The organism is Pimelobacter sp. 30-1 (genome assembly GCF_018831735.1).
GTDB lineage: Bacteria > Actinomycetota > Actinomycetes > Propionibacteriales > Nocardioidaceae > Nocardioides.
Window position 1 is genome coordinate 462,687 of the sequence record NZ_NHTS01000005.1, and the last position, 19,377, is coordinate 482,063.

The window sequence follows — 19,377 nt, forward strand, 5'->3', positions numbered from 1 at the left end:
CCGCGGCGCGCCCTAGATCCCGGCGGCCGCCGCGATGTCGGCGCGCAGCGCGGTGAGCCGGGTGGCGGCCTCGGCGCGCGCCGTGGCGACGTCCCCCTCGGCCACCGGTACGACGACCTCGAGGTAGCACTTGAGCTTGGGCTCGGTCCCGCTCGGCCGTACGACGACCCGGCTGCCGTCCGCGGTCCGGTAGCGCAGCCCGTCGGTGGGCGGCAGGTCGGGCGATCCGGCGCTCAGGTCGTCGGCCGCGGTGACCGGTGAGCCGCCGAGGGTGGCCGGCGGAGTGTCGCGCAGGCGGCCCATGGCGGCGCCGATCTCGGCGAGGTCGGTGACCCGGACCGACAGCTGGTCGGTGGCGTGGAGGCCGTAGGTGACGGCGATGTCGTCGAGCAGGTCGAGCAGTGAGCGGCCGTCGGCCTTGGCCTGCGCGGCGATCTCGCAGAGCAGGAGGGCCGCGGAGACGCCGTCCTTGTCGGCGACGTTGGCCGGGTCGACGCAGTAGCCGAGCGCCTCCTCGTACCCGAAGACCAGCTCGTGCAGGCGGCCGATCCACTTGAAGCCGGTGAGCGTCTCGGCGTACCGCTGCCCGTGGGCGGCGGCCATCGTGCCCAGCAGCGACGACGACACGATCGAGGTCGCGTAGACGCCGGTGCGGCCGGTGCGCAGCAGGTGGTCGGCGAGCAGGGCGCCGACCTCGTCGCCGCGCAGCATCCGCCACCCCTCCGGCCCCGGTACGGCGGCCGCGCACCGGTCCGCGTCCGGGTCGTTGGCCACGACGAGATCGGCGTGGACCTTCTCGGCGAGGGCGATCGCGCGGTCGATGGCGCCCGGCTCCTCGGGGTTGGGGAAGGCGACCGTCGGGAAGTCCGGGTCGGGCAGCTCTTGCTCGGTCACCACGGCCGGCGCGGCGAAGCCGGCGGTCTCCAGGACGAGCGGCAGCACACCGCCGCCGACCCCGTGCAGGGGCGTGTAGACGATGGCGAGGTCGCGCGGGCCGTCGGCGGCCACGCCGGCGACGGTGTCGAGGTAGGCGTCGACGATGCTGTCGTCCAGCACCCGGCCCGAGGTCGTCTCCAGCGTGGGCCGGGGCACCGAGGCGAGCGAGCCGACGGCCGCGATCGCGGCGGCGATGCCGCTGTCGGCGGGCGGCACGATCTGGCTGCCGTCGCCGAGGTAGACCTTGTAGCCGTTGTCCTGCGGCGGGTTGTGGCTCGCGGTGACCATGACGCCGGCCGCGCAGCCGAGCTCGCGGATCGCGAACGCCAGCAGCGGCGTCGGCAGCGGCCGGGGGAGGAGGAGCGGCACCAGCCCGGCGCCGGCCATCACCTCCGCGGTGTCGCGGGCGAACACGTCGGAGTTGTGGCGGGCGTCGTACCCGATGACGACGGGGGTGCCCGGCGTCGTCCCCTCCGCGAGGAGGTACGCCGCCAGGCCCGCCGCCGCCCGGATCACGACGACCCGGTTCATCCGGTTGGGCCCGGCCCCGAGCGCGCCGCGCAGGCCCGCCGTACCGAACTCGAGGGTGCCGCGGAACCGGTCGGCCAGGTCGGCCCTCGCCTCCTCGTCCAGCCCGTCCTCGACGGCCGAGATGATGCCGGAGAGCTCGACGCGGGTGTCCTCGTCGGGATCCTCGTCCCGCCAGGCCAGGGCGCGGGCGATGAGGAGGTCGGTGTCAGGCGTGGTCACCGGGACACGGTAGCGGCCGGTCAGCCGTCGATGGTGCTCATGTCGCCGTAGCGCTCGCCCGCGACGGCGTTGCGCGGGACCGCCGCGTCGAGGGCCGCGAGGTCCTCGGCGCTGAGCGTCACCTCGCGGGCGCCGGCGTTCTCCTCGAGGTAGGCGACCCGCTTGGTGCCGGGGATCGGCGCCACGTCGTCGCCCTGGGCGAGCACCCACGCGAGCGCGAGCTGGCCGGGCGTGCAGCCGTGCCGGTCCGCGAGGGCGCGGACCTGGTCGACGAGCCCGAGGTTGGTGGCGAGGTTGTCGCCCTGGAACCGCGGGAAGTAAGCCGAGGAGCGGCTGTCGCCCGCCCCGAAGCCGTCGGCGCCGACGGTGCCGGTGAGGATGCCGCGCCCGAGCGGGGAGTACGGGACCAGTCCGATGCCGAGCTCGCGCACGGTCGGGAGGATCTCGTCCTCGAGATCGCGGGTGAAGAGCGAGTACTCCGTCTGGAGCGCGGTGATCGGGTGCACCGCGTGGGCACGGCGGATCGTGTCGGCCGAGGCCTCGGACAGCCCGAGGTGGCGCACCTTGCCGGCCTCGACGAGCTCCTTCATGGCGCCGACGGTCTCCTCGATGGGGACGTTCTGGTCGACGCGGTGCTGGTAGTAGAGGTCGATGTGGTCGACCCCGAGCCGCTGGAGCGAGGCGTCGCAGGCGGCGCGCACGTACTCCGGGCTGCCGTTGATGCCGCGCCGCTCGCCGTCGGGCGCGCGGTCGACGCCGAACTTGGTCGCGAGCTGGACCTCGTCGCGCCGGCCGGCGATCGCCTTGCCGACGAGCTGCTCGTTGGTGAAGGGGCCGTACATGTCGGCGGTGTCGAGGAAGGTGATCCCGAGGTCGAGCGCGCGGTGGATGGTCGCGATGCCGCCGGCCTCGTCGGGGGTGCCGTAGAAGTCGGACATGCCCATGCAGCCGAGGCCGAGGGCGGAGACCGCGAGGGAGGACGTCGTACCGAGGGTGCGGGTCGAGTTCGTCATGACGGACAGCCAACCGCTTGGAGTGCGCTCCAGGTCAAGCGCTGCGCTCCAGGACGCAGTCGGTGTAGAGATCGATCTTGTGCTCGATGGCCGCGAGGTGCGCGGTCACCTCGGCGAGCTGGCGCAGCACCTGGTCGCGGTGCGCGTGGAGGAGGGCGAGCCGGTCCTCCTCGTTGCCGGTGCCGGCGCGGACCAGGTCGGCATAGCGGCGTACGTCGCGGATGGGCATGCCGGTCGAGCGCAGCCGGGTGACCAGCTCGATCCAGCGCAGGTCGTCGTTCTCGTAGCGGCGGTGGCCGCCGGAGGCGCGGGGGACCGGCCGCAGGAGCAGGCCGTCCTTCTCGTAGTAGCGCAGCGTGTCGGTGGTGAGGCCGAGGGTCGTGGCGGCCTCGGCGATGGGGAGTCCCGTGCTCGGCATGGGTCCCAGTGTGGCGCGGCGGTCATGATGGAGGAATGCTCCGCTCGTTCGAGTTCACCGACACCTGGGAGGTGCCCGCGCCGCCGGAGACAGTGGCGGCCGTGCTCACCGACCTCGCGGAGTACCCGCGCTGGTGGCCGCAGGTCCGGGCCGTGGCCAGCCTGGGCCCCGAGACGGCGTGGGTGCGGTGTCGCTCGGCGCTGCCGTACACGCTCGACCTGGTCCTCGACGCGGTCAGCCGTACGCCGCCCGTGGTCGAGGTCGCCGTGAGCGGAGACCTCGAGGGGTTCGCGCGGTTCACCCTGGTGCCGGTCGCGGGTGGGACCCGGCTCGACTTCCGCCAGGAGGTGACGGTGCGCGGGGCGCTCGCCCTGGCGTCGTACGCCGGGCGGGCGGTGCTGGTGTGGAACCACCAGCGGATGATGGCCGGGTGCCGGGCGGGACTGGCCGCCCGACTCCGGGACATCTCGGGTCAGGCGGCGCGGTAGCGCTCGATGTCGCGACCGAGCTCGTCGAAGACGGCCTGGTTGAGCGCGAAGGCGACCTTGACCTCGTCGACGACCGCGGCGACCTGCTCGGGGGAGAGGTCCAGGCCGTCGAGGCGGGCGCGGTAGGCGTCCTTGTAGGGCTTGGGCTTCGGGATCTCGGCGAAGTCGTAGAACGCGACGCCGACGCCCTCGGGCAGGCCGTAGGTGCGGCTGAGGATCCGGCCGATGGCCTGGCCGCCGGACAGGTCGCCCAGGTAGCGGGTGTAGTGGTGGGCGAGCAGGGCGCCGCCCAGGTCGTCGCGCTCGGCCGCGGCGCGCAGGCGCGCGACGTAGGCGTCGGTGGCGGCGGAGACCACGGTGGCCGGGTCGGTGTCGGGCGCCCAGTGCTGCAGGTCGGCGTCGATGGCGGCGAGGCGCTCGAGCGCGGCGTCGTGGACGGCGGCGACGGCGGGGGCGTCGGCGCGCCCGCGGACGACGTCCTCCATCGCGGCGTAGACGCGGCGCAGGCGCAGCAGGAGGGCGGCGTAGGCCTCGGTGGTCAGGCGGCCCTCGAGCAGCTCGGCCATGTAGGTCGAGCCCTCGGCCGCCTCGTGCTCGGACCGCGAGCCCTCGCGCATGGCGGTCGAGAGGGTGAGGTCCTCGTCGCGGACGGTGGTGGCCACGGACATGGCTCGGGCTCCTCGGAGATCGGGGGCGGAGAATGCTTCTTGACCAAGTGTCAGAAACATGTCGACATCTTGTCAATACCTCGGGCGCACATTTTCTTAGGTAAGCCTAACTGAGTGCGCGAAGAACCGGGGTCAGTCGCGGTGACCGAGGCCGCGGAGCACGAACTCCTCGACCGCGGCGAGGGGCAGCTGGCGGGTCGCCAGGGCCGCGTGGAGCAGGGACATCGCGGCCTTGCGGTCGGTGACCTGGAAGGCCCCCTGGGCGATGCCCTCGTCGAGGATCTCCTCGAGCACCTCCTCGACCGCGGCGACGTGGTCGTGGATCTGCTCCATCGCCTCCTCGGAGAGGAGGTGGTAGAGGATCCCGCCCATGCCGGTGTGGAACTGCTGGCCGGCCTGGAGCTGGTGGCGCAGGTAGACCCGGATCTTGGCGACCGGGTCGGGGACCAGGTCGAGGTCGCGCCGCAGGTCGGCGAGGTAGTGGACGGTCTCCTCGGTCGCGAAGGCGACCACGACCGCCTCCTTGTCGCGGAAGTGGTGGTAGATCGCCGTCCGCCCGATCCCCGCCCGTGCGGCGATCTGGGCCATCGTGATCGCGTCGAAGCTGCGCTCGTCCATCAGGGCCCCGAAGGCATCGAAGATCCGGCGGCGCACCAGGTCACGATGGGCGGGGAGAGTCTCGGCGGCGATCTTCGGCACGGTCAGATTCTAGGCTTCCGGGAGCAGGGGCAGGGGTGGGGACACGACGGGCCCGGCGGTCCGGTCGGGACCGCCGGCCCCGTCGTCAGGGGCGATCAGCGACGCTTGGCGGTGACCTTGGCCTTGCTGCTCGCGCCGGTCAGCTGGCTGTCACCGGCGTAGGTGACGGCGAGCTGGTACTTGCCGGCCTTGAGCTTCGGGGTCTTCAGCGTGACGACGCCCTTGCTCAGCGTGCCCGTCAGGGTGCGCACCTTCTTGCCCTTGGCGTTCTTGATCACCACGGTGACCTTGCCGGTGGCGGTGATCCCGGGCGCGGTGACGCTGACCTTGAGCTTGCCGGCCTTGCGGGCCGTCGGCTTCTTGGTCCACGCGGCGCTGACCCGCGAGGCGACCTTGGCGACGTCGAGGGTCGTCGTGGACGTCGCGGACTCGACCGTGCCGTCGCTGGTGTAGTTCGCCACGAGCGAGTAGCGGCCCGGCGCCAGCTTGGGCAGCGTCACCGCGGCGGCGCCGTCCTGGAGCTGGGCCGAGGTGGTCGTGACGACGGTGCCGTTGGCGCGCTTGACCTGGAGCTGGACGTCACCGGTGGCGGTCGCGTCCGAGGTGATCTTGATCGTCGCGGTGCCGGTGGCGGCGGGGGTCGGCTTCTTGGTCACCGTGGTGCTGACGGCGCCGGTCGCCCGGCCGATCGCGTACGTGGCGTCGGTGCTCGCCTCGGTGATGTTGGCGTTGCCCGTGTAGAGCACCTCGAGGGTGTAGTCGCCCGGCGCACCCTTGGGGAGCGTGACGGTGGCCTTGCCCGCGGTGAGGTCGGCGGTCTCCGAGGTGACCTCGGTGCCGCTGCCGTCCTCGACCTTGACGTCGACGCTGCCGGTGCCCGCGCCGCCCTCGGCGTCGGCGACGGTGATGTCGGCGCTGCCGTCGGTGGTGCGGGTGGGAGCGGTGGTGACGGTCGCGGTGGCCGTGCCCGGCGCGGCCGCGAAGGTGATCGGCGTGTAGGTCTCGTACGTCGGCGCGTTGCCGCCGCTGCCCGGGTAGGTGTAGACGCCGTAGTTGACCAGCGACGGGTCGGTCGCCGCGGTGTCCATGGCCGCCTTGTCGACGGTCAGCTTCGCGGTGAAGGTGCCCTGTGGGGTGAGCTCGACGGCACCGGCGGCCGGGCCGCCGATCGTGGCCATGTCACCGGCGAGGACGGCCCACTTCTGGTTGCCCACCTTGCGCGCGGACGACGGCGCGGTCTGCGAGGGACGCCAGTTCGTGGCGAACTTGCCGAACACGACGTAGGTGCCGCTCGGCTTGCCCGCGAGCGGCGGACGCGTGCCGGTGGCCAGGTTCGGGTCGAAGCCGGTGCCGGTCACGGTCACCTCGTAGGCGCCCGAGGGGAGCAGCGTGGTCTTGGAGACCTGGACGGCCGGCGGGCCGACCTTGGTCCAGCTGATGTCCAGCGGGAGCGTGGGCTTCTTCGCGTCGGCCGCACCGCCCGAGGAGTACCAGTAGGGGCCACCGCCGGTGGTCTGCACGAAGTCGACGAACGACTGCGGGAACGAGCCCCAGTCGGCGCCCGTGCGGACCTGGGCGGTCGCGCCGGCAGGTGCGGTGTACTCGACGCCGCGGTAGGCAGGCGTGGTGGTGAGACCGAGGTCCTCGACGTCGACCCCGGTCAGGGTCGCGAGGGTGACCTCGGTGGCCGGCAGGTCGACCCACTTGGTCTGGTCTTCCATGTCGGTGCCGTAGCCGTCGAGGGTCGCGGTGACCTCGCCGGAGCCGTCGGCGTTGACGGTCAGCTCGGGGTCGGAGACGTAGAAGAACGTCATGCCCGAGTAGTAGATGACCGTGGCGTCGCCGTCCCACTGCACGGAGGCGGTGTTGGCGGCGGCGTCGACCCGCCCGGTGCCGTTGCGGAACACCAGCTGGGTCTCGGCGAACACGTTGCTGCTCGCGGGCGAGGTCGAGGCGCCGGCGGAGTTCTGGCGGGTGCCGTCGAACGTGGTCGGGGCGTAGCCGCCGCCGGCCTGGAGGTCCTCGACGGTGACATTGCCGGCGTGGTTGGTCCAGCCGGCGGGCTTGTTGTTGCTCCACGTCGCGCCCTGGTCGGCGGTCTTGAGCGTCACGCCACCGACGGTGGGGTCACCCAGCTTGCCGGCCGAGAAGAGGTTCCAGGTGCCGGGGGCGAAGCCGGCGTTGTTGGACTCGTTGGACACGCCCCAGCGGAGGGTGGCGTTCTCGACGAGCACACCGGTGGCCGCGTGCGCGGCAGGTGCGGTCGCGACACCGAGGACACTGAGCCCGGCGGCGGTGAGGGCGGCGGCGGCGATCCCCGCGATGCCTCTACGGACGGTCTTCATCGGGTTCCTTTCAGGCGGTTCATGAAGGGGGTGGACAGGGTGATCCCGGCTGCTCCGAGGAGCAGGAGGATCCCGAGAGCCCACTCCCAGGCCGCGCCGTCCTGAACGGGACGGTCGGTCGAGGTGGGGGCGGAGGTGAGGGCGTAGGCGATCGGCGGCTCGTAGGCGGCCGGGTTCGCCGTACCCGCGTCGGGGGTGGTGGCGCCGGTGCCGAAGGCGTTGCCCGGCAGGGCCGGGCTGCTCGGCTGGTTGGCCGGCAGGGAGGGGCCCGGGGGCTGGACCGGCGGCGGGTTCTGGCCGGGCTGGTTGGTCGGCTGCGGCTTGGGGACCGTCGGGGTGACCGGGGGCTTCTCGGGGACGATCGCGGTCTTGGCGTCCCAGCTGACGGTGATCGGCTTGGCGACCTTGAACTCGTCGGTGCTGCCCCCGGAGGAGAACCAGTACGCCGCGGAGCCGGCCTTCTCGAGGAACCGCAGGAAGCTGGCCGGGAAGGCACCCCAGTGGGCGCCGCTCGTGGACTGGGCCGAGCCGTCGGCCGGCTTGAAGGGCACCTTGAGGTACTTGGCGACGGCCGTGAAGCCCTTCTCCGCCGCCAGCTGGGGAGCGCCCACGCCCTGGAGGTCGACCAGCGTGACCGGGGTGGCGGGGACCGGCGACCACTTGGTCATGTCCTCCATCGAGCTGGCGAACCCGGACGCCGTCGCGGTGATCGACGCGGTGCCCTTGGCCAGGTCGACCTTGAGCACCGGGTTGCTGAGGGTGAAGAAGGTCATCCCGGAGTAGTAGAAGAGCGTGAACGAGCCGGTCCAGGTGATCGTGGCGGTGCCGGCGGCCGGGTCGACCTCGCCCTTGCCGCCGGAGATGACGACCTGGTGGTTGCTGAAGGTCCCCGCGGTCGGGCTGCCCAGCGTGGTGGTGTCGTCGGCGGCGGTCTTGAGGCCGGCGTAGTCGGCCAGGCGGGGGCCGCGGGTGGTGTTCTTCTCGATCCGGACGTTGCCGGAGCGGGCCAGCCAGGCGACCGCCTTGGTGGTCGGCCAGCGGCCGGCGGTGTCGAGGGTCTGGCCGCCGCGGCCCGGGTCGGGGGCCTTGCCCGCGGAGAGGAAGTTGAACGTGCCCGGGGCGTGGGCGCGGTTGTTGCTCTCGTCGTTGACGCCCCAGCGGAAGACGGCGTCCGTGACGGCGAACGCGGTGTCGTCGTCGGTGGGCTGCTCGGTCGGCTGCTCGGTCGCGGTCGCGGTCTCCGTGGCGGTCTCGGTGGCGGCGGGGGTGCTCGGACCGTCGGTGGGCTCCCCGTCGGCGACGGCGGGCAGGCCGAGCCCGGCGACGAGCAGCAGGGCGGCGGCGAGCAGCCCGGCCAGGGCCGTCAGGACGTGGTGGCGCCGGCTCATGCGGTCACCGCCGACCGGCCGCGGCGGCGCAGCAGCAGGCGCAGCGCCAGGCCGAGCAGGGCGAGGGCGAAGACGCCGACCGCGACGAGCAGGAAGATCCGGCCCGCGCCGAGGCCGTCGTCGTCGGCGTCGTCGGTGGTGGCCGCGGCGGGGGTGGTCGCGTCGTCCGCCGGCCGTACGGCGAACCGCTCGGTCGTCGTCCCGCCCGAGGCCGCGCCGGTCAGCCGGAGCTCGTGGGTGCCGGAGGTGAGGGTCCGGGGGAGCGGGAGGATGCCGGCGACCTCGCCGGAGGGACCGGCGACCATCGGGCCGATCCCGGCGACGCCGTCGTCGAGGACGCCGAGGACCTGCTCGCCGGGACGGAAGCCGGTCGCGGTGAAGGCGAGGGTGTTGCCGACCTTGGCGGTGAGCCGGTCGGTGGTGAGCTTGGGGGTGACCTTGCCGGTGCCGGTGGGTGTCTTCGCGGGGTTCGCGGCGCCGGTGCTGCCGCCGTTGGCGGCGGTGTCCCCGGTGCCGGTGCCGCCCGTGGTGGCGCCGTTGTCGGCGGTGCCGGTCCCGCCGGTCGGAGCGCTGTCGTAGACGTTGGTGAACCGGACGGGCGTGAAGCTCTCGTTGGCGCGGTTCTTCACGCCGTGGGCGCCGATGGTGATGATCCCGCAGGTGACCTTGGTGCAGTCGACGGTCGCGACCTTGCCGTTGCGGTCGACGCTCTGGAAGGTCGGCCCGGGCACGGTCATGGTGGTGCGGAAGCTGCCGTTGGCGGCGAGGGTCCCGTTGGCCTCACCGGCGGTGGAGCTGCCGGGGAAGGCGATGAAGCGCAGGTAGCCCTGGTTGTTGGCGGCGTTCTCGGCATCGGGGATGTAGCGGTAGTCCTTGCCGACCACCCCGCCGCGCGAGGGCTTCCAGGAGCCGCCGGAGGGGTCCTTGACCCAGCCGAACATGACGTAGACGCCGCCGAAGCCGCCCTTGACGACCTGGAAGCCGTTGCCGCGCACGGTCAGCGGGGTGCGGAAGCGGGAGTCGGCGGCGGCGGTGCCGCGGTCGTTGGTGACGGTGGTCCGGCCGGCGGCCGCGGCGGGCGCGGCGGTGGTGCCGGTCAGGCCGACGGCGAGGCCGGCGGCGAGCAGGGTGAGGGTGAGCAGCCGGGCGGCAAGGGAGTGCGGGGTCATGCGGTCTCCTCCCGCGTGATGAGGGCACGCCGGTCGGGGAGCACGAGGAGCTCGCCGGTCGCCGGGTGCGGCAGGACGTCGATGGGGTGGTCGTAGACGAGGCTCAGCAGGGGAGCGGTGAAGACCTCGGCGGGTGCGCCCTCGGCGGCGACCCGGCCGTGGTGGAGCAGGGCGACCCGGTCGGACCAGGCGGCGGCGAGGGTGAGGTCGTGCAGGACGACGACCACGGCGGCGCCCGCCGCGGCCTGGGTGCGGGCCTCGGCGAGGACCGCCTCCTGGTGGCCGATGTCGAGGGCGGCGGTCGGCTCGTCGAGGAGCAGGACGCCGGTGCGCTGGGCGAGGATGCGGGCGAACGACGTCCGCCCCTTCTCGCCGCCGGAGAGCAGGCCGAAGGGCTGCCCGGCCAGCCGCTCGATGTCCGCGGTGGCCATCGCCTCGGCGACCACGCGCTCGTCGTGGTCCTCCTCGGGACGGCCGCGCCAGGGGGAGCGGCCCATCCGGACGACGTCGATCGCCGGGAAGGGGAACGAGATCTTGTGCTCCTGGGTGAGCACGGCGCGGGTCCGGGCGAGGTCGCGCAGCTTCCACTGCTCCAGCGGGGTCCCGTCGAGGCGGACCTCGCCCTCGTCGGGCGTCTGGTCGCCGGCGAGCACCGAGAGCAGGGTGGACTTGCCGGCGCCGTTGGGGCCGACCAGTGCGAGCACCTCGCGGCGGCGTACCTCGAGGTCGACGGACTCCAGGATCGGCCGGCGGCCGTAGCTGAGCGAGACGCCGTGCGCCGACAGGACGGGGCTCATGCCCAGCCCCCCGACGTACGACGGGTCCGGCGCAGCAGCCAGAAGAAGAACGGCCCGCCCACCAGCGAGGTGAGCATGCCGAGCGGCAGGTCGGTGTAGGCGACGGCGGTGCGGGCGACCGTGTCGGCGCAGATGAGCACGAGCGCACCGGCCAGGAACGAGGCGATGAGCAGCGTGCGGTGGCCGGGGCCGGTCACCATCCGCACCAGGTGGGGGACGATGAGCCCGACGAAGGCGACGATGCCGCAGAAGCTGACCGCGGCGGCGGTGAGCAGCGCGACCACGACGATGAGCACGATCCGCAGCCCCTCGACGTTGACGCCGAGGTGACGCGCCGAGCGCTCACCGAGGGCGAGCAGGTCGAGGCTGCGGGCGCAGGCGAGGGCGATGACGACGCCGGCGACCGCGAGCGGCGCGACCACGACGACATAGGTCCACCGGCTGCCGTTGAGGCTGCCGAGCTGCCAGAACACGATGGACTCGCGGGCCTGGGTGTCGCCGAGGAACATCAGCAGCGCGAGCAGCGCGCCGGCCACGGCGTTGACCGCGATGCCGGTCAGCACGAGGGTGACCACCTCGGTACGGCCGTCGGAGCGGGAGAGCGCGTAGACCAGGAGGGTCGTGGCGAGGCCGCCGATGAAGGCGCACACCGGGATCGACCAGTCGCCGGCGAACCGGAGGCTGAAGACGATCGCGACGCCCGCGGCGACCGCGGCGCCGGAGGAGACCCCGACGACGCTGGGCTCGGCGAGCGGGTTGCCGAAGACGCCCTGCATCGCGGCGCCCGCCACGGCGAGCGAGCCGCCGACGATGACGGCCATCGCGATCCGCGAGAAGCGGACGTTCCACAGCGTGTACTCGCCGTTGGGGTGGCTGGGCATCGGCCCGGCGTCGATGCCGAGGCGGTGCGCGATCGAGCCGAGGATCTCGCTGAGCGGGATCGTGAGCTGGCCCGAGCCGCCCGCGACCAGGATCGCGACGACGAGCGCGCCGACCAGGCCGGTGTAGAGCAGCGCGATCCGGCGCCGGCGGTGCCGGTCGAGGACGGCGGTGCCCCCGGCCACGCGGTCGGCGCCGGTCTCGGCGCGGTCGAGCGCCGGTCCGGGCACGGTCGCGGTCACGAACGGTCCTCGGCGGGCAGGCTCTCCGGCGCGTAGAGCGCCACGGCCAGCGCGTTGAGGACGTCGGCGGTGCGCGGCCCGTAGCTGAGGATCTGGGCGTCGTCCATCGCGATGACGCGGCGGTTCTCGCCGGCCGGGGTCTGGGCGAGCGCGGGGAACTGGTCGAGCAGGCCGTCGACGCCGCCGACGGAGTCGAGGCCCTTGCTCATCATCACCACGACGTCGGGCTGGGCCTTGATCAGGCCCTCGTCGTTGACCGGCTTCATGCCGTTCCAGCCGATCTCGCTGCTGACGTCGTAGCCGCCGACGGCGGTGATCAGCGCGTCCGCGCCGGAGCCGCGGCCGAACATGTAGTAGACGTTCGCCTGGCCGCGCACGTACAGGAAGATCATCCGCATCTGGCCGGTGACGTCCTGGGGCGCGACCTTCGCGATCTGCGCCTCGACGGCGTCGGCCTCCTTGACGATCCGCTCGCCGAGCTGCTTGCCCTGCTCGGGCACGCCGAGCGCGTCGGCGACCTGCCCGGTGAGCTCGGCGAGGTTGTCGAGGCTGCGCTCGGCGTCGACGACGACCACCGGGATGCCGGCGTCGCGGACCTGGAGGACGACGTCCCACGGGCCCAGCGAGGTGTCGGTGATGAGCACGGTCGGGTCGAGCCCGAGGATCGCCTCGGCGTTGAGCTCGTGGCCGTTCTGGGTGACCAGCGGCCGGTCCTCGATCTCGTCGTACGCCGAGGAGACGTCGCGGCCCACGATGTTGTCGCCCAGGCCGAGCTCGAAGACGGTCTGGGAGAGCGTGCCGTAGACGTCGAGCGCGAGGATCCGGCTGGCGTCCTTGACGGTGACCTCGGTGCCCTGCGCGTCGGTGACGGTGACCGGCAGCTGCGGGGTCGGGTCGTCCTCGACCGGGCGGATCTCCGGGCTCGGGAGGTTGATGTCGACCGGACCCTGGTAGGCCTTCGGGTCCTTCAGCGTGGTGACGTCGGCGATCGAGGGGACCGCGGTACCGGGCCCCTCCTTGCCGTGCCCGCTCTGCTTCCCGTCGAGCACGGGACCGCAGGCGCTCAGCGCCAGGGCGGCGGCAGCGACGGCGGCCAGCGTGCGGAAGGGGCGGGTCGTCGGGGAAACCATGCGCTGCTCTTTGCTGTCAGAGTGTCAACATCTCGGGCAAAGGCGACCCTAACACAAGCTTAGGCTCACCTAATTACGTCCCGAGTATGTGCAGATCACGCGCGGGGAGCGCGGCGCGAGAAGCGGCCGAACGGATCTGACGGACCGTCAGACAAGTGCTTGACGCCCGTGAGTAATTCGGTAAGGCTTACCTTACCTCGGATGCATCGGTGGACGCCAACTCGGTGGCGCCGGCGCACCGGGGCGAGGCCGCGCGGCACCAGGTGTCGCGACGGGGGACCGGGGCGCCGAACTTTCGCAGGGAACAGCGCCCCGGCCGGCCCCACGGCCTTCCGCGGCCGCGCGCGTGCGCGGCCCGAAGAGGAATCGGCCCCAGGGCTGGTTCCGATCCTAGAGAAGGAGAAGAACCCATGAGGTCCACCCCCAACCGCCGTACGACGACGCGTGCCCTCGCCCTCCTCGCGGCCACCGCCGCGGCGGGTGCGCTGAGCGTCTCCGCCACGGCGGCGCACGCCTCCGACACCAGCGACTCCGACAACGTCTCGCTCTCCCCGGCGTCGAGCAGCTACGCCAACCTCGCCACGGTCACCGTCTCGCAGTCCGGTCTGGCGGCGAGCACCGACTACACGGTCAGCGTCTGCGAGTACACGACCTACACCTTCCTGCCGCTGGTCAAGATCCCGGCGTGCGGCGAGAGCAACCAGGTCGACACCACGTCGAACGCCTCCGGCGTGCTGACCGTGACCGGCTTCCAGCTGCTGGCGAGCGACACCAACGCCCACGCCAACCTGTTCGGTCAGCCGGCCAACATCAACTGCAGCACCAAGCTGTGCGAGGTCGTCATCACCCCGACCCACGGGGGCGGCGGCAGCGGCTCCTACGCCGGCGACAGCGCCGAGTTCAACGTCTCCTGACGCCTGACCGGGCGGTGCGTGGGGCTCGGGCCCGCGCACCGTCCGGTGCCGTCGTCGCTCCCGACTCCCGAAGGTCCGCTCGCATGAAACGCCTCGTCCTCGCCCTGCTCGCCCTCGTCCTGCCGCTCGCCGGACTCAGCCTCGTCGCGCCCGCACCCACCGCACGTGCCGCGACGACCGATCTCTCCTCCGGCACCGTGAGCTGGGGGATCAAGGCGTCCTGGCGCAGCTACATCGGAGGCTCCGGTACGTCGGGCGGGGACGGCGTCGTCGTCCGCCGCGCGCCCAACGGGGCGGCCGACGGCTTCGACTTCCCGGTCACGTCCGGCACCTACGACGACGCGACGCGCACCACGACGCTGCACCTCGGCGGGTGGGTCCGCTTCCAGGCCTACCCGGAGCCGTCGGGGCGCTACACGCTCGACTCCACGTTCAAGGACCTCGAGGTGCGGATCGGGCCGGACGCCCAGGAGATCCGCGGCACCTACGTCGGCTACAGCCGTGAGGCGCCGGGTGGCGAGCTGCACGAGGACGTCGACGTCGTGCTGGCCACGCTCGACGTGGCCGGCGCGGAGGAGACGTCCTTCACCCCGGAGCGCACCACGTGGACGGCCGTCCCGAGCCAGGGCGGCGAGGGGCAGCGCCTCTACACGCCGGGGACAGCCTTCGACCCGGTCACGATCAGCTACGACGGCCCGGGCGGCCTGCCCGACCTCGCCGAGCGCTTCGACCAGCCCGGTGCCCCGGTGCTCTCCGAGGGCGCCCGCTGGCTCAGCGGCAGCACCGTGTCCGGTGGCGTCAACGCTCAGCGGTCGCTGGAGGTCTCGGCGCGCGGCGACCTCGTCTACGCGACCCAGTTCGACGCCGCGCACGGTGCGCAGAAGCTCATCGTCACCGCGCTCGACGCGCAGGACCTGACGCCGGTCGGGACGCCGTACACGCACACGATGGTGGCCACCGGCGGCAGTGGACGCTTCCTGCGCACCGCCCTCGACCCGGTCACCGACACCTTCTTCTTCGTCACCAGCAAGGACGGGGCCGGGCAGAACGAGGTCACCCTGCGCACGCTGCGCTTCGAGCGCGAGGCCGGCACGTTCACCGCCGGTGTCGCCGGCGTGCTGCTCACCTCGACCGCGCCCGGCGTGAGCGCGCTGACCTGGAACCGGACGGCGGGCGAGCTCGGTGTCGTCGTCCTCGACGGATCGACCGCGAGCGAGCAGAACCCCTACCGGCTGGTCCGGGTCGGCGCCGACGGCGCCGGCGGCTGGACCGTACGACGGGCGCCGATCTCGTGGGCTCCGACCGGGGACTTCCCGGGCGGCTGGACGCTCGCGAACGGCACGCCGGCCATGACCGGCAACGCCGCGGACCCCAACCTCGCCGCGCTCGGCGACGGTTCCTACGTGCTGGCGCTCAGTGCCGCACGCGTCGCCTCCGGCGGCACCGACCGCTACGCCCCGGCGTTCCGGCTGAAGCCGACCGGGGACAGCACCGTCGAGACGACCGGCATCCCCGGCACCGAGGCGAAGCTGTTCTACGAGGGCAGCGGCGTCTTCTACGGCTGGACCGCCGCGGTCGCCGGGCCCGAGGGCTCGGTCTACCTGCACGGCAACAACCAGCGCCTCGCCGACTACCAGCGCGTCACGCTCGACGAGGGCCGGCCGGTCGCCCACCCGGCCGTCGAGGGCGAGCCGATCCCGCAGTACCGCGAGCTCGGCATCGACACCTCCCGCACCGGCTGGCAGATGGCGTACGACGCCCAGCGCGACCTGCTCTGGGCCACCGACGACTCCGACGCCCAGGGCCGCACCCTCAAGGTGGTCGACGACACCGGCACCCTCGCGGGCTACCGGGTCGCCGAGTACGCCCAGAACGGCGGCACCCAGATGGTCATCGAGACCGGTGTCGACGGGTCGGTCTACGTGCCCGTGCAGTCGGCCGCGAACCCGCGCGAGATCGGCTACCGCCGGATGGTCCTCGACGGCATCGCGCCGCGCGTCACCACGCAGCCCCAGGACGCCGCGGTCGAGCTCGCGGTGGGGGAGGCGAGCCGCCCGGTCACCTTCACCGCCGCGATCGACACCGCGCTCGGCGGCACCGTGCAGTGGCAGGCGCGCCGGGCCGGGGAGGCGCGGTTCGCGAACCTCCCGGGTGCGACCTCGCCGACGCTCCAGGTGGACGCCACCCCGGCCGCGGCCGGCACGACCTACCGGATGAAGGTCGCCAACGACGCCGGCACCGTGGTCTCCGCCGAGGCGAGCCTCGCGGTGACCTTCGCGCCGCGCTTCGCGCTCGACGCCCGCCACTGGGTCGTCACCGAGGGCGCCGACGCGACGTTCGTCGTGCACGCCGAGGCCGGGCCGGCGCTCACCGCGCTGGTCTGGCAGCGCCGGGTCGGCGGCTACTGGCAGCCGATCCCCGCCGACGACGACAACGTGGTCGTCGAGAGCGCGGACGGCACCTCCTCGCTCACCGTCGTCGGGACCAACCTCGACCAGTCCGGCTCGCTGTTCCGGGCCAAGGCCGTCAACGCCGTCGGTACGACGTACTCGACCGCCGCCCGGCTCACGGTCAACCCCAAACGCGCGGTGCCTGCCGAGGGCCTCACGCTCGACGGGGTCGTGCTGGAGTGGGCGGGCAACGGCGAGCTCCAGGTGGCGCCGCCGTTCGGCGGGTCGAACTACCTCTCGGCCGGCATCTCCGACGGCGACCAGGCGACCTACCGGGCCAGCGCCGGCGACGTCGCGGTGGTGCACCGCGCGGCCGACGGCACCGAGTCCCCGGCGACGTGGGCGACCCGCGCGGCCCCGGCCGGCGGGAGCGTCGACCAGCTCGTCCGGCTCTCGGGCGGCCGGGCCGAGCTCGCCGCGGACGGCTCGGCGACGATCCGCTGGAAGGGCGCGTTCTCGGTCAACTTCTACGGCGGTCTGGTGCCCTTCTGGTTCACCGACCCCGTGCTGGAGGTGACCGCCGGCGGCACCGGGACGCTCACCGCCGACCTCGACGGCTACGGCTCGAGCCAGGCCGACCCGAACCAGCGCACGCCGCTGGACGCGGTCCCCGGTGTCCGGGTCGCGACCTTCGACGCGATCACGATCGACCCGGCCGGCAAGGTCGCGGTCACGCCGGCGTACGACGGCGTCGAGGTGGCGCTGCCCGCGAGCGCGACGCCGCAGCACCGCACTGGTGCGGGCTGGGGCGCCTGGCCGCAGGCGTTCGTCGACTTCCACCTGGCGACCGGGCTGGCGTCGTACTGGTACTCGTCGGGGGGTGCCGCCGACGTGCACAAGGCGCCCGCGCCGGTCACCGTCGACCTCACCGACGCCGAGGAGGTCGACCCCGAGCCGGGTGCCGCGACCGTGCGGGTGACGCTCGACGACGACCGGGTCGGCTTCGGCACCCGGCCGGTCGCGACCGTCGCCGTGAGCGCGCCGGGCACCCCGCCGTCCGGGACGGTCGAGGTGCGCGTCCTGGGCCGGACGCTGCGCGCGACGCTGGCCTCCGGGACCGCGCGGGTCGTGCTGCCCGGTGACCTGCCCGCCGGCCGCCACCCGGTCGTCGCGACCTACGGCACCGGCACCGGCGCCGGCACCGGCCGCACGACCCTGACCGTCGCCAAGACCGCCCCGGCGGTGACCGCGAAGCTGCCCGCGAAGGTGCGGTCGGGCAAGCGCGCCAAGGCCGTCAAGGTGCGCGTGGTCGTGGGCATCCCGGGCGACGGGCGTGCCGGCTACACCGGCCAGGTCGTCGTCCGCGACGGCGGGCGGGTGCTCGCCGTGCGCAGTGTGCGCCACCTGCGTGGCGCCGTCGTGGTCACCGTGCCGCGCTCGGTCGTGCGCGGCCTGCGGGCCGGGCGCCACTACTGGTCCGTGATCGTCACCGCCTCGCCGGACACGAAGCGGGTCGCCACCCCGCTGCGAGCGGTGCGGGTCAGGCGGTAGGCGGGTCGAGCACCCCCGCCCGCTGCTTGGCCACGAACCGGGTCGCCATCGTGTTGACGAACCCGGGGGCGAGCCGGCCGATCCGCCACGCGACCCGCGCCTGCCGCGGCTCGATGAGGATCGGCCGGTTCGTCGCGACCGCGGCGAGGACCCGCCGGGCGAGCAGGTCGGGGTCGACGGGCTCCTTGACGCCCTGGCCCTCCAGGTAGAAGTCGCGCCCCCGGTAGCGCCCGATCTCGCCCTTGTCGAGGATCGGGGTGTCGACCGCGGCCGGGCACACGACGGTGACGCCGACGCCGTGCGCGGCGGCCTCGGTGCGCAGCGCGAGCGAGAGACCGACGACCGCGTGCTTCGTCGTCACGTACGACGTCATCAGCCCCGCCGCCATCAGCCCACCCATCGACGCGGTGTTGACGATGTGCCCCGAGCGCTGCCGGATCATCTGCGGGTACGCCGCGTGGACGCCGTGCACGACCCCGCGGACGTTGACGTCGATGATCGCGTTCCACTGGTCGAGCGTGAGGTCCTCGGTGTTGCCGAGGAAGGTGATACCGGCGTTGTTGAACATCAGGTCGAGCCGGCCGTGCTCGGCGACGACGGCGTCGACCGCCTCCTGCACCGCGGCGGCCGAGGTGACGTCGACCTGGCGCGCGACCGCCGTCCCGGGACCCGGGGCGGACGCGGCCACCTGGGCGGCCGCGTCGGGGTCGAGGTCGCCGACGACGACGTGGGCGCCGTCGGCAACGAGCGCGCGGACCAGCGCCGCGCCGATCCCCGAGCCGCCGCCGGTGACGATCGCGGTCCGGGCGCTCATGCGAACGCCTTCTCGACGAGGCCGACGAGGTCGGGATAGCGCCGCAGGTGCGCGCCGCCGTTGATGTCGAGCGTCTCGCCGGTGATCCACGCGGCGTCGTCGGAGAGCAGGAAGCGGATCGCCGCGGCGATCTCGTCCGGCTCGCCGGAGCGGCCGAGCGCGGTGTTGTCGAGGTAGTCGTCGCGCACGCCGGGGATGTCCATCGCCGGCGCGGTCAGCGGCGTGACGACGAGGCCGGGGGCGACGGCGTTGACCCGGACGCCGCGGGCGCCGAGCTCGAGCGCGGTGACCTCGGTCAGCGCGACCAGGCCCGCCTTCGCCGCGCAGTACGCCGCCAGGCCGGTGCCGGGCTGGCGGGCGTTGAGCGAGGACAGCGAGACGAGCGAGCCGCCGTCCGCGACCCGCTGCCCGGCGTGCTTGAGCACCAGGAAGGCGCCGGTCAGGCAGACGTCGACGATCCGGCGCCACTCCGCGGCGTCGTGGTCGACGACCCGGGCCAGGGTGCTGACCCCGGCGCAGTTGACCACGCCGTGCAGGGCGCCGTGCTCGGCGACGACGCCGTCGAGGAGGGCAGCGACGGAGGCCTCGTCGGTGACGTCGACGGGCGCGTCGGCGGTGGTCCCGGGCAGGTCGGCGACGACCACGGTGTGCCCGGACCCGGCCAGCAGCCGGGCCGTGGCCGCTCCGATGCCGGACGCGCCTCCGATGACGACGGTGACCTTCATGGGCTTCTCCTGACGTTCGTCTGTAGTCATTGACACGTGTCAAATAGTGCGCCTAACGTGA

At 73.3% G+C, this 19,377-nt stretch carries 16 protein-coding genes; 3 read left to right on the forward strand and 13 right to left on the reverse strand.

From position 1 onward, the window contains the following. Positions 1–12 precede the first annotated feature (12 nt). Genes CCO04_RS13685 through CCO04_RS13695 form a run of 3 tightly spaced genes read right to left on the reverse strand, consistent with a single transcriptional unit; the run spans position 13 to position 3,117 of the window. Positions 13–1,686: a phospho-sugar mutase gene (locus tag CCO04_RS13685; RefSeq protein WP_215814680.1), complete on the reverse strand. Its 1,674-nt coding sequence runs from the start codon at positions 1,684–1,686 to the stop codon at positions 13–15. A gap of 20 nt (positions 1,687–1,706) precedes the next feature. Next, the gene (locus CCO04_RS13690; protein WP_215814681.1) at positions 1,707–2,699 is read right to left on the reverse strand and encodes an aldo/keto reductase; all 993 of its coding nucleotides are present in this window, start codon (positions 2,697–2,699) and stop codon (positions 1,707–1,709) included. A 34-nt stretch (positions 2,700–2,733) separates the two neighbouring features. Further along, positions 2,734–3,117: a MerR family transcriptional regulator gene (locus tag CCO04_RS13695; RefSeq protein ID WP_215814682.1), complete on the reverse strand. Its 384-nt coding sequence runs from the start codon at positions 3,115–3,117 to the stop codon at positions 2,734–2,736. A gap of 35 nt (positions 3,118–3,152) precedes the next feature. On the opposite strand from CCO04_RS13695, the gene CCO04_RS13700 reads away from it, so the two are divergent. After that, a complete protein-coding gene (locus tag CCO04_RS13700) occupies positions 3,153–3,605 on the forward strand; it encodes an SRPBCC family protein (protein ID WP_215814683.1) in 453 nt (150 codons plus the stop codon). On the opposite strand, the gene CCO04_RS13705 is transcribed toward CCO04_RS13700, so the two are convergent. The 8 genes from CCO04_RS13705 to CCO04_RS13740 form a co-directional block, all read right to left on the reverse strand. Beyond that, on the reverse strand, positions 3,590–4,273 hold the full coding sequence (locus CCO04_RS13705; RefSeq protein WP_215814684.1) for a heme oxygenase (biliverdin-producing): 684 nt from the start codon (positions 4,271–4,273) through the stop codon (positions 3,590–3,592). The two genes, CCO04_RS13700 and CCO04_RS13705, sit on opposite strands and share 16 nt — an antisense overlap. A gap of 132 nt (positions 4,274–4,405) precedes the next feature. Beyond that, complete coding sequence (locus CCO04_RS13710; protein WP_215814685.1) at positions 4,406–4,972, reverse strand: TetR/AcrR family transcriptional regulator; 567 nt, start codon at positions 4,970–4,972, stop codon at positions 4,406–4,408. Between the two features lie 95 nt (positions 4,973–5,067). Beyond that, the gene (locus CCO04_RS13715) at positions 5,068–7,317 is read right to left on the reverse strand and encodes an Ig-like domain-containing protein (RefSeq protein ID WP_215814686.1); all 2,250 of its coding nucleotides are present in this window, start codon (positions 7,315–7,317) and stop codon (positions 5,068–5,070) included. Beyond that, positions 7,314–8,705, reverse strand: coding sequence for a hypothetical protein (locus CCO04_RS13720; RefSeq protein WP_215814687.1), 1,392 nt, complete (start codon positions 8,703–8,705; stop codon positions 7,314–7,316). The genes CCO04_RS13715 and CCO04_RS13720 overlap by 4 nt, the downstream gene beginning before the upstream one ends. Then, positions 8,702–9,874, reverse strand: coding sequence for a hypothetical protein (locus CCO04_RS13725; protein WP_215814688.1), 1,173 nt, complete (start codon positions 9,872–9,874; stop codon positions 8,702–8,704). Before CCO04_RS13725 ends, CCO04_RS13720 begins: the two co-directional genes overlap by 4 nt. Then, complete coding sequence (locus CCO04_RS13730; protein WP_215814689.1) at positions 9,871–10,671, reverse strand: heme ABC transporter ATP-binding protein; 801 nt, start codon at positions 10,669–10,671, stop codon at positions 9,871–9,873. Before CCO04_RS13730 ends, CCO04_RS13725 begins: the two co-directional genes overlap by 4 nt. Continuing rightward, a complete protein-coding gene (locus CCO04_RS13735) occupies positions 10,668–11,792 on the reverse strand; it encodes an iron ABC transporter permease (RefSeq protein ID WP_308281208.1) in 1,125 nt (374 codons plus the stop codon). The genes CCO04_RS13730 and CCO04_RS13735 overlap by 4 nt, the downstream gene beginning before the upstream one ends. Continuing rightward, the gene (locus CCO04_RS13740; RefSeq protein WP_215814690.1) at positions 11,789–12,922 is read right to left on the reverse strand and encodes a hemin ABC transporter substrate-binding protein; all 1,134 of its coding nucleotides are present in this window, start codon (positions 12,920–12,922) and stop codon (positions 11,789–11,791) included. Before CCO04_RS13740 ends, CCO04_RS13735 begins: the two co-directional genes overlap by 4 nt. Positions 12,923–13,332: 410 nt before the next feature. On the opposite strand from CCO04_RS13740, the gene CCO04_RS13745 reads away from it, so the two are divergent. Beyond that, positions 13,333–13,836 carry a hypothetical protein gene (locus CCO04_RS13745; protein WP_215814691.1) on the forward strand — a complete coding sequence of 168 codons (504 nt, stop codon included), beginning with the start codon at positions 13,333–13,335 and terminating at the stop codon, positions 13,834–13,836. A gap of 83 nt (positions 13,837–13,919) precedes the next feature. Beyond that, entirely contained in the window at positions 13,920–17,777 is a 3,858-nt protein-coding gene (locus tag CCO04_RS13750; protein WP_215814692.1) for an HtaA domain-containing protein, read from the forward strand. On the opposite strand, the gene CCO04_RS13755 is transcribed toward CCO04_RS13750, so the two are convergent. Together CCO04_RS13755 and CCO04_RS13760 are read right to left on the reverse strand one after the other, a co-directional pair. Beyond that, a complete protein-coding gene (locus CCO04_RS13755) occupies positions 17,767–18,591 on the reverse strand; it encodes an SDR family oxidoreductase (protein ID WP_215814693.1) in 825 nt (274 codons plus the stop codon). The genes CCO04_RS13750 and CCO04_RS13755 overlap by 11 nt on opposite strands. After that, on the reverse strand, positions 18,588–19,316 hold the full coding sequence (locus CCO04_RS13760; protein ID WP_215814694.1) for an SDR family NAD(P)-dependent oxidoreductase: 729 nt from the start codon (positions 19,314–19,316) through the stop codon (positions 18,588–18,590). Before CCO04_RS13760 ends, CCO04_RS13755 begins: the two co-directional genes overlap by 4 nt. Positions 19,317–19,377 lie beyond the last annotated feature (61 nt).

What these genes read in the sequence shown, in the direction of transcription:
- CCO04_RS13740 (WP_215814690.1), bottom strand. Translation starts at nt 12,922, where the DNA reads ATGGTTTCCCCGACGACCCGCCCCTTCCGCACGCTGGCCGCCGTCGCT.
- CCO04_RS13750 (WP_215814692.1), top strand. Translation starts at nt 13,920, where the DNA reads ATGAAACGCCTCGTCCTCGCCCTGCTCGCCCTCGTCCTGCCGCTCGCC.
- CCO04_RS13745 (WP_215814691.1), top strand. Translation starts at nt 13,333, where the DNA reads ATGAGGTCCACCCCCAACCGCCGTACGACGACGCGTGCCCTCGCCCTC.
- CCO04_RS13715 (WP_215814686.1), bottom strand. Translation starts at nt 7,317, where the DNA reads ATGAAGACCGTCCGTAGAGGCATCGCGGGGATCGCCGCCGCCGCCCTC.
- CCO04_RS13695 (WP_215814682.1), bottom strand. Translation starts at nt 3,117, where the DNA reads ATGCCGAGCACGGGACTCCCCATCGCCGAGGCCGCCACGACCCTCGGC.
- CCO04_RS13705 (WP_215814684.1), bottom strand. Translation starts at nt 4,273, where the DNA reads ATGTCCGTGGCCACCACCGTCCGCGACGAGGACCTCACCCTCTCGACC.
- CCO04_RS13755 (WP_215814693.1), bottom strand. Translation starts at nt 18,591, where the DNA reads ATGAGCGCCCGGACCGCGATCGTCACCGGCGGCGGCTCGGGGATCGGC.
- CCO04_RS13690 (WP_215814681.1), bottom strand. Translation starts at nt 2,699, where the DNA reads ATGACGAACTCGACCCGCACCCTCGGTACGACGTCCTCCCTCGCGGTC.
- CCO04_RS13730 (WP_215814689.1), bottom strand. Translation starts at nt 10,671, where the DNA reads ATGAGCCCCGTCCTGTCGGCGCACGGCGTCTCGCTCAGCTACGGCCGC.
- CCO04_RS13700 (WP_215814683.1), top strand. Translation starts at nt 3,153, where the DNA reads ATGCTCCGCTCGTTCGAGTTCACCGACACCTGGGAGGTGCCCGCGCCG.
- CCO04_RS13725 (WP_215814688.1), bottom strand. Translation starts at nt 9,874, where the DNA reads ATGACCCCGCACTCCCTTGCCGCCCGGCTGCTCACCCTCACCCTGCTC.
- CCO04_RS13720 (WP_215814687.1), bottom strand. Translation starts at nt 8,705, where the DNA reads ATGAGCCGGCGCCACCACGTCCTGACGGCCCTGGCCGGGCTGCTCGCC.
- CCO04_RS13760 (WP_215814694.1), bottom strand. Translation starts at nt 19,316, where the DNA reads ATGAAGGTCACCGTCGTCATCGGAGGCGCGTCCGGCATCGGAGCGGCC.